10 protein-coding genes are annotated in these 9,816 nt (G+C 28.1%); all 10 read left to right on the plus strand.

From position 1 onward, the window contains the following. Positions 1-1,623, plus strand: a 1,623-nt coding sequence (locus ACRC03_RS14215; RefSeq protein ID WP_438653243.1) for a hypothetical protein, incomplete at its 5' end; no start/stop codon positions are given. Between the two features lie 97 nt (positions 1,624-1,720). Next, positions 1,721-2,791, plus strand: a complete 1,071-nt coding sequence (locus ACRC03_RS14220) for a hypothetical protein (RefSeq protein ID WP_438653244.1) — start codon at positions 1,721-1,723, stop codon at positions 2,789-2,791. 39 nt (positions 2,792-2,830) lie between these two features. Then, on the plus strand, positions 2,831-4,300 hold the full coding sequence (locus ACRC03_RS14225; RefSeq protein WP_438653245.1) for a hypothetical protein: 1,470 nt from the start codon (positions 2,831-2,833) through the stop codon (positions 4,298-4,300). 83 nt (positions 4,301-4,383) lie between these two features. Then, complete coding sequence (locus ACRC03_RS14230; RefSeq protein WP_438653246.1) at positions 4,384-5,214, plus strand: hypothetical protein; 831 nt, start codon at positions 4,384-4,386, stop codon at positions 5,212-5,214. Continuing rightward, positions 5,211-5,918: a hypothetical protein gene (locus ACRC03_RS14235; protein ID WP_438653247.1), complete on the plus strand. Its 708-nt coding sequence runs from the start codon at positions 5,211-5,213 to the stop codon at positions 5,916-5,918. Before ACRC03_RS14230 ends, ACRC03_RS14235 begins: the two co-directional genes overlap by 4 nt. A 12-nt stretch (positions 5,919-5,930) precedes the next feature. After that, positions 5,931-7,013, plus strand: coding sequence for a hypothetical protein (locus ACRC03_RS14240; RefSeq protein WP_438653248.1), 1,083 nt, complete (start codon positions 5,931-5,933; stop codon positions 7,011-7,013). Between the two features lie 78 nt (positions 7,014-7,091). Beyond that, the gene (locus tag ACRC03_RS14245) at positions 7,092-8,090 is read left to right on the plus strand and encodes a hypothetical protein (RefSeq protein WP_438653249.1); all 999 of its coding nucleotides are present in this window, start codon (positions 7,092-7,094) and stop codon (positions 8,088-8,090) included. 24 nt (positions 8,091-8,114) lie between these two features. Beyond that, complete coding sequence (locus ACRC03_RS14250; RefSeq protein ID WP_438653250.1) at positions 8,115-8,477, plus strand: hypothetical protein; 363 nt, start codon at positions 8,115-8,117, stop codon at positions 8,475-8,477. A gap of 5 nt (positions 8,478-8,482) precedes the next feature. Further along, positions 8,483-9,358, plus strand: coding sequence for a hypothetical protein (locus ACRC03_RS14255; protein ID WP_438653251.1), 876 nt, complete (start codon positions 8,483-8,485; stop codon positions 9,356-9,358). Positions 9,359-9,397: 39 nt separating this feature from the next. Then, on the plus strand, positions 9,398-9,622 hold the full coding sequence (locus ACRC03_RS14260; RefSeq protein WP_438653252.1) for a hypothetical protein: 225 nt from the start codon (positions 9,398-9,400) through the stop codon (positions 9,620-9,622). The last annotated feature ends 194 nt before the right edge of the window (positions 9,623-9,816 follow it).

A 9,816-nucleotide genomic window follows, 5' to 3' on the forward strand; every position in this document is an offset into this window, starting at 1 on the left:
GAGTATAGAATGACACCATCTGATGTAATAAAGTATTTCAGTAATGAACTAACACCATCAGATATTGAAAAAATATATTCTTTTTCCTACCCTTCAACAATAGGTTTAGATATGCAATATGCTTTTGAAAACTATGATAATGATGCTTATATTAATACTACAGATGGTAGAAGTTATATAAACACTGTTAGAGTTTTACATTGTGTGTGGAAATCTTTAAGAAGAATAGGTTTTTTAACTTATATAGATGTTAATGGAGAAGAACAAGAAATGATTATAGATGAAAATTATAAGTTAAATAAACAAGGAGGTGATGTTTTAATAAAATGGGAATACATTCCAGAAGTGTATGAAACTTGGAAAATAAACAACAATATATATTTAAACATGAGACCTGTTCCTGGTCAATTTAAAGACATGGATAATTTATATGAATGTAAATTGCCTTATTATGGAGCTGTTTATGACAATCTTAATAGTGTTGAAACATCTCTGATGGAAAGATTAAAATCTTATCAATATTTTTATAACATATTAATGTATAAGATTGAAATTCTAATAGCTTCTGATAAAGGTAAAAAAATATTAATGAACATTAATGCAATACCTAAATCTACTGGTATAGATGTGAAAAAATGGATGTATTTTATGGAAAGTTCTCCAGTTATGTTTGTTAACCCATCAGAAGAAGGCTCAAATTTAGACCAAGTAGGTTCTTTAGCAAAAGAAATAGACTTATCTTTAGCTTCTGATATTCAAAAATATATAAACTTAGCAGAATATATTAAACAACAACAAGGAAAAAGTGTCGGTATTACTGAAGCTGTTGAAGGTCAGATAGGACCAGATGATGCTGTAAAAAATACACAACAATCTTTAGTACAAACTTCTCATATATTAGAGCCTTACTTCAATTTACATGCAACTGTTAAAGGAAATATTCTTCAAGCTTTAATAGAAACAGCAAAAGTAGCTTATAGTAATAATAAAAGCAATAATGTAAAACTTAATTATATCTTAGATGATATGTCTAAACAGATTTTAGATTTAGATGTAAACTTATTAAATAACTCTACTTTAGGTATATTTGTTTCTAATTCAGCTAAAGCAGAAGAAGCTAAAGAAGTTATCAGACAACTTGCTCATGCTGCTCTTCAAAATCAAAAAATTGAATTATCAGATGTTATTGCAGTAATAAGACAAGAAGGTATTGTAGAAGCAGAAGAAACTCTTAAAGTTGCAGAAGAAAGAAAAAGAAATATTGATAATAAAACAAATCAGGAAAATAATCAAGCAATGAAAGAAGAAGGAGAAAGAGGTAGAGAATTTGAGAGAGAAAAATTTGAACAAACAAAAGAACTTATTGTTTTAAAAGAAACAGAAAGAAGAAAAACAGTGGAGTTACAAGCTACAATAACAGCAGCCTCTTTTAATCCAGATGAGGATGAAAATAACGATGGTATAAATGATTTTCTTCAATTATCAAAACATGATTTAGATATAAAAACTAAAAATAGAAAATTAGATTTAGATGAAAAAAAATTAGAAGTTCATAAAGATTTAGGAGAAAAAAAATTAAAGTTAGATGAAAAGAAATTAAATAAAACAGTAAAGAAACAATAAAAATGAAAAAAACGCTATTTAAGTTAAAATATTTTAATTAATATTTTTTCTTAGTTAAATTAAATAATAGTATTAATTTTGTAATATAAATAAAAACATGGCACTAGAAGACAACTTAGAAACGGAACTTAATATGCAAGATGTGTTTGCAAATATAGGTAAAACTGAAATTGAGAAAAACGTAGAAACAGCTAAAGAAGGAGCTGTTGAAGATGAAAAAATAACAGAAGATATTGATATGTCAAAAGCTTTTGAAGAAGCAGAAGACATAGAAAAAACTACTGAGAACACAGAAGTTATTTCAATATTTGATTTATTAAAAGACAAAGAACTGATAAGTTTTGAAAAAGAAGAATTATCAGGTTTATCAGAAGAGGATAAAATTGAATTATTAACAGAAAAATATGAAGCTTCAGTTCAAGAAAGGGCAGAAGAAATTATTGAAGAACTACCTGAAAATGTAAAAGATATTATAAGATTTACAGCAAAAGGGGGAAGTATTGAAGAATATTTAAAAACATATTTAAGTACTACAGAATCAGAAATAGATTTAAATATGGATATTAATGATGAAAAAAATCAAGAAAAAATAATTAGATTTTCTCTTAAAAAAGATGATTGGGATGAAGAAGAGATTGAAAGTAGGATAGAAAATTTAAAAGATAAAGGCACATTAAAAGATGTTGCAGAAAAAAGATTTAATATAATTAGAGACAAACAAAGAGGAGAGCAAAAGGAATTACTTAAAAGACAAGAAATTATAAAACAAGAAAACATTCATAAATTTAAAGAAGAAAAGAAAAAATTAACAGCAAGAGTTGAAGGAACAGAAGATTTAGAAGGTATGAAATTATCTAAAATTGATAAGAAAGAAATACCTAATTACATACTTGACAGAAATGTAAAGTACGAAAATGGCACTGTATCAACTAGGCTTCATGCTGATTTATGGGAAGTTATGAGTGATGAAAAAGCTGTAATACAACTTGCTCAACTACTAAGGACTAGAAAAAAAGATGGAACTTTTGATTTTTCTTTAATTAAAAATAATATAAAAACAGAAGTAACAAAAGAAATGAAAGAAAAACTAGCTAGTTCAAAAAGTGGTTTACCAAAAGGAGCAGAAGTAAAAACAGTAGAAAGAAAAAATATATTAAACCTTTTATAATAAAAATAAATAATTAACAAAAAAAAAAAAATAATAACTATGGCAACACTAGGAAGAATGGCTATCCAAAAGATAGAATATAATGGTCAAAACATGACAGATTCCAACCATTTGGGGACTATGTTGAAGACAGCCCCTCATAAAATGATGGGTAAGATTGACCAAATTTTTGCTTCAAAGAATTACTATTCAAATAATCCTTTGGCACATATTTTAGGTCCAGAAGTAGGGAGCACAATTACTATTGGAGGTGTAGAGTATGAATGGGAACTGAGAGGTGCTACAACCAGACCTTTAATCACTCTTGAAAATGTAAATGCCCCTAGTGTAACTGCACCTGGAAAATACAAATCTAAGTTTAAAATTAAATTAGATGAAAATTGGTTTATGGAGACTGATGTACTAAGTCCTGGTACTTCTAGTAACAAATATAACTGTATAGTTGTGGAAGCTCCTAGAAGAGATGGTAATGGTTATGTATATACGGTGCAACTACTCACTCAAAATGATAGTGATTTTCTACCATTAAATCTTCTTAAACCAGGTCAACAATGGTCAAAACTTTACTCTGCCTCTGGAGAAGCCGCCACTAAAGGAGGTTCTACTCAACTTGGTAGGGAAATGAAATTTAGAAATAAAATTGCTAAATCAAGAAAACAATACAGAGTAACAGATTATGCTTCAACAGCAGTTCTTGCTGTACCGCTTACTGACAGAGATGGAAACCAACACCCAACTTGGATGAATTATGCTGAGGTTGAGTTTCACAAACAATGGCAAGAGGAAAGAGAAGTAATGAGATGGTATGGAAGACAAGGAGATGTTTATCAAGACGAAAATGGATATAGATATGAAACTGGTCCTGGTTTGCATGAACAGCTAGAAGATTCCCATATTGAGTACTACACTAACTTGACTACAGATTTGATTGACCAATATCTTATGGATATATTTTACGGCAGAGTAGGTCCAGGTAATACTCACAGAAATTTAAAAGCATTTACTGGTGAATGGGGTATGATAAATTTTCATAAAGCTATATCTAGTGCAATTACAAAAAAGGGGTTAATTCAAAATATTGAAGTATTTACTAATAAAACAAACTCTGATTTAGCTAATAAGACCTATGAATATGGAATACAATATACTAGATATAATTTAACAAATGGTGGCTCTCTTGAACTGATTCATAATCCTTTATATGACAATAAAATTTATAACAATGAGATTGACCCATTTTCAGGGAAACCTGTTGAATCTATGAGACTTACTATTCTTGACTTTTCTGATACAGATGGTGAAAAGAATGTAAAACTCGTTAAGAAAAAAGGAGGAGATTTCTTTAATTATATATGTGGTAATTATGGACCTATGGGACCAAATGATAGGTCTGGTAAATTTGGTAGTGCTCATGCAGGCGATTACTATTCAATGCACATAGGAGGGCATGAGGGAGTGTATGTAAAAGATATTACTAAGTGTGGAGAATTGAAATTTGCTTTAAATTAGATAATTTAAATAAAATGTATTACTTTTGTAACGGATTATATTAAGTCCGTTACAAAGTAATATTAATATAAAATAAAACAAATATGAAAATAGAAATAAGACCAATTGAAAAAGAGAAATGGCATGGTAAAAAAGAAGCTGATAATTTTATGAGAGATAAAACTATCTCTGTTTTAGTTGATAGAGAAACAAAACTATACGCAACTGGACTTAATTATACAGACACAGACTATGAAGACCAAGAAACTGGAGAAAAAGTAACAGAAGCATCTTATTATGCAAAACTTTTAAAACAAAATTTATCTAACGTATATATACCTGGTACTCCACATGAATTTTGGGAAGCTGGTACAATGAGAATTAAACTTCCAAATTCAACTATGTTCTTAGAAACTAATAATCCTTTTGACCATCTTAAATACAAAGTAATAAAATGTTCAAAGTTTGTAGCTAATTCTTTAAGAGAATACCAAGATAATCTTTACCCAGATGCTACACATTATATAGTTGATGGAGAAGAAGAAATGGAACTAAAAGCTAAAAAAGCAGAAGTTAAGTTTGAAGTGTATCAAAAGTATAATGAACTTACAAAAACTGAAAAAATACAATTGATTCTTATTCTAGGAGAAAAAAATCTTAAAGATAAATCTGATAGTATGATTACATTAGAAATGGAAAAACTAATGGAAAGTAAACCAAGAGAAATTTTAGAATTTTTGAAAAAACCTAAAAAAGAAATTGTATTAGAAGCTTTGTTAAAAGAAGCTATTCAAAAAAATGTTTTGAAATATCATAAAACTAAATATTTTTATGGAGATGCTGAAATAGCTTCAAACTACGAAGAACTTACTAGATTTTTTGAAGATGAAAGTAATCAAGAACTAAAAGTGGTTATAATGAATAAAGTACAATGACAATAGAAGAGATGCACTACGATTTTAAATTAAAACTAAATAAAGTCGATAGTCAGCAAAATAAAAATTTCCTAATTCCTGAAATTGACTGGATATTAAATGAAGCACAAGAAATCTTTATAAAAAGAGTTGCAGAACCAAGAAATAAATCAAATTTAGGATTTGAAAAAAGTCAAAGAAATATAGATGATATAAGGACACTTGTAAAAAACAGTGTCCCTATCATTGTCATAAACAATCAAATAACATTACCTGGAGATTATTTATATTATATTAAAGGTAATGTTGAAATATCAAGAGGCAATTGTAATAATATTAATGGAACACTAATTATAAGACAACATGATGATAATTTTGAAGAAAGTCCTTTTGATAAAAGTTCATTTGAATGGAGAACAGTGAATGGAGTATTTTTTGAAAATGGATTAAAATTATACACAGATGGAAAATTTATAGTAAATAAAGTGTATGTTTCTTATATTAGAAAACCCAAATATATACATAACGCAAAAGATTTTAGTGTTAGTGGAAAATACAATTCACCTTCTGGTGTATCTCTAATAGGTTTTCAGAATTGTGAATTATCAGAAGCAACACACAGAGAAATTGTAGATATTGCAGTTTTATTAGCTACAGAAAATATTCAAGCCGCCGATTACCAAAGTAAAATGACAAAACTAAATTTAAACGAATTAATTAATTAAAAAACTAATATTATGTCAAAAACTAATGATGTGTACAAAGTACTTACTACAACTGGAAATAAAGCAGTACTTATAAAAGATAAAGAACTATCTGACCTTACATTAGGTCAAATAGGTATTTTTGATGCGAATACAATGCTCTCTGTTGATAGTACAGTATCTCCTGTACCAAAGAAAGTTATTTTTGCTGTGGGTGTAGATAGGTTAGGGGATGGAACATTAAATGCTATTCACCAATCTGCTGGACCTGAAATTGATTTAAGACAAAAAACAGTACCTTATAATAAAAAGATATATACTGCGGGTCTTCCAATGATTTTTGAATTGTCTGGTTTTAAAGCTCTTTGTGGAAAAGATTATGCTTTGAGAATGGAATTTAGAAATTCTGAAACACTTACTATTGCAGGTTATCTTCCTTTTGTAAAAACCTATATTGCCTCTTCTTCTTGTTGTGCAGGTTGTATATCTTGTGTTTCAGGGGATTGTAATGTTCTAGCTTATGATTTTATTAAAGCAATTAATGCTGATAAAAAAGGGCTTGTAGTGGCAGAAGCTATTAATCCAACTACAAATGCTGTTATTACAGATATACCAGCTTTTATAGCAACTAATTCTACAGTAAATACGGATACAGATACAACTAATGATGTTTGTATGAAAATTAGATTTACTACTATACCAGCTAAAATTGCACAATTTTGTCAGATTAATCCTGAATATTATGGTTTGAGACAAACAACTGTTATTCCTTCTCTTAGTCTTGGTTTTGAGTGTAATGGTACACTTACTACTACTCAAGAAGTCAAATATGAAGAAGGGAATGGTTATGATGTTTTCCAAACTGAATATAAAGCTTCTGGTTATAGTGCAGAAAATTCTCCTAACAGACTTTCTCAATCAACTGGGCAAGCTATACCTACTGCATATTTTGTAGATAAAAAAGTAAAATATGACAGATATGCTTTTGAGTATCAAAAAAAATCAACAGGAGATGCTTGGGATACTTTTGAATTAGCCACTATTGTTGCAATTCCTACAGCAGATACTGTAACAAGAAATGCTTTTAATCTAGTGATAGATGCAATTTGGACATAACTCTTTTTTTCATAATGTTTTATTTTAGATTGGTAAAAGGATGGTGTAAAAGTCATCCTTTTATTTACAAATAAAAATATGTGGTATAAAATTAAAAAATATAAAGACATACTAACAGTTACAAAAACAGAAACAATACCTGTTTTTGTAACTATTTATGTTAATACACCTTGTGATGTAGAAAAATACAAAGTAGAAGTTGCAACACAAGAAATTACAAGTGCTACATCTTTTACTTTAAATAGAGATTTTGTATATAAAATAATAATATCTAAATCCAGTGATAGTTCAATAAATTTTGATGAAATATTTATTTCAAATTATTATAATTTACTAACTTCAATAATAGAAGATGTAAATACAATACTATGTGGGTGTGAATGTTATTCTTGTAATAATTGCAATGAAGCAGATGAAAAAACTATAGCAAATACTTTAACTAAAGTGATGTTGTATTACGGTTTAGTAAATCAACTTTATATAGAGGTTTTTAACAACGCTTTTAAATGTTCTTTGTGTACATTAACAGAAGCAAATCTATGTATGATATTGAATGAGAATATTACAGGTAATTCTGATAATACTCTTTTAATGAAAAAATTAATTTCTTTTTATTACTTAGCTTTTTATTATGCTGAAATTTCTATTGCAGAAAATGTAGATTATACTAATATACAATTTGATTATGAAAAAATAAAAAAGTGTATATCAAATTTAGGTCTTTCTGTTACTTGTATTGAAGACATAAATCAACCTCCTAGTATAGGAGATGGAATTGTTACGATAACAGCAATAACAACAAAAACATTTACAATAGCGGATTTTACAACTAATACAATTCCTCCCTATTCAGATACAGAAGGAGATGAATTAGATGCAATTAGAATAGATAAAATTAGTTTAGAACAAAATGCTTCTTTAAAACTAAACAATATAAGTGTAACAGAAAATCAAATAATTACAGCAGACCAAATTGCTTTAGGGTTATTTAAATTTACTTCTTCTTCTGGTGGAGCAGATATAAGTACATTTCTTTGGAGTGCAAGAGATAAAGGCTCACTCAAATTTAGTAGTTAAACAATAACAAAAAATATATAAATTATGGCAGTTTTTACATTTACAAATGCAGCATATATAAATCAGCCCGCAACTACAGGAAATAGGGTTGTAACTCTTTTAAATAGAGCAGATTATACTCTTACTCTTGCAGATTTTACAACACAGACAGTTCCAGCCTATTCTGACCCTGAAAATGACCCTTTAGCTGCTGTAAGAATTGATACCCTTCCTGCTACAGGATTTTTAAAATATAATAATGTAGTTGTTGCTCTTGGTATGATTTTAACATCTGCTGAAATATCTTCAGGTAAGCTCAAGTTTTTTGCCCCTAACCAAGATGCTCTTATTTCAAGTGTGTTCACTTTTTCAGTAAAAGATTCAGGCTCTGGTCAATTTACATCTTAAATAATATGGCAAATTTTACAATAAATAATGAAGCAAAAATTTCAGATAGTACAAATGATTTAATTTTTACTGTTCAAACAACTGTTCCTAATAAAAGTATTTCTTGGAACATGTACAATCATAATTTAACTGTACAAACTGATTGGGCAGATGGTACTATAAATACAAGCACTAATCACACTTATGTAACAGCAGGTACATACCAAATAAAAGTAAAGATGACAGGTATTACAAACAGTGGTTCATTTTTAGTTTTGAATGGTATAGATATAATTAGTGTTGAAAGACTACCAAAAGTTTTAGATAATATTTCTCCAGCAAATATCTATTTTAATCAAATACAACTAAGAGAAAATAAGTTACCTCTAACAGAAATAAGAAAAATATTAACGGCTTTTGATACAAACATGGCAATTAGTAGTACATATTCTTATCTATACTTAGATAAACAAAATATTTCAAATTATGTTCTTACTCAGTCAGATATTAATATTGCACAAAGCATTATGAGTAAAAACATTTATATTTCTTATGCAAAAAATGAAAACACAATTGGAAGATATAGAGTACCAACAGATGTTGATAAAACTGTTTTTAACGACACTACTTTAACTCTTAGTGTTACAGCCCCTCTTGTTCGAATGGGAATTTTATTAAATAATTCTGTAAATTATGGAAAACAACAATATTACCCTCGTATAAATAATTTTATAACTGGTGCTGGCTTTGTTTCTCCTTCTTATGACATTAATAATAATATTATCTCAGATGCAACTATAACAATACAAGATTATCCTATTAATTCACAAGTAGTGTTTACTGTAGATATAAATTCTTACACTCAAATCACTAAACTTGGAAATGTTTTTTGGAGTTCTTAAAATAATTTCTATCTTTGTTAAACATAAAAACACTATAAAATGCAAAATATAAATGTCTCTCCCATAATTGCACCAGGAAATATAAAAGAGTGTATTGTTTATATTTTTGGTTGGCTTTCAAAACTTACCTGTAATGGTAATGTTTTATCTATTGATAAGATAGAAAAAATTCAAACAGGAGAAATAGAACTTACTTTTAAGGATTTAAAGGGGGAACAAAAAATAACCTCTAATATTATAGTGTCTTGTGAATCAGAATGGTAATAAATAATAAATACTATGGCAACAAAAAAAATAAATTTTTATAAGTTAAACGCATTACCTACACCTTTAGAGCCTACATCATTGTATTTTATTCAAAATGGAGGATATGCTGAAACTTATATCACAGATGAATCGGGAAATTCTAAAATGGTAGGTAATTCTTCCATGATTAATAATTTAATTGCTAGTCAATT

Source organism: Romboutsia sp. (genome assembly GCF_051659545.1).
Classification (GTDB): Bacteria; Bacillota; Clostridia; order Peptostreptococcales; family Peptostreptococcaceae; genus JBOFOR01.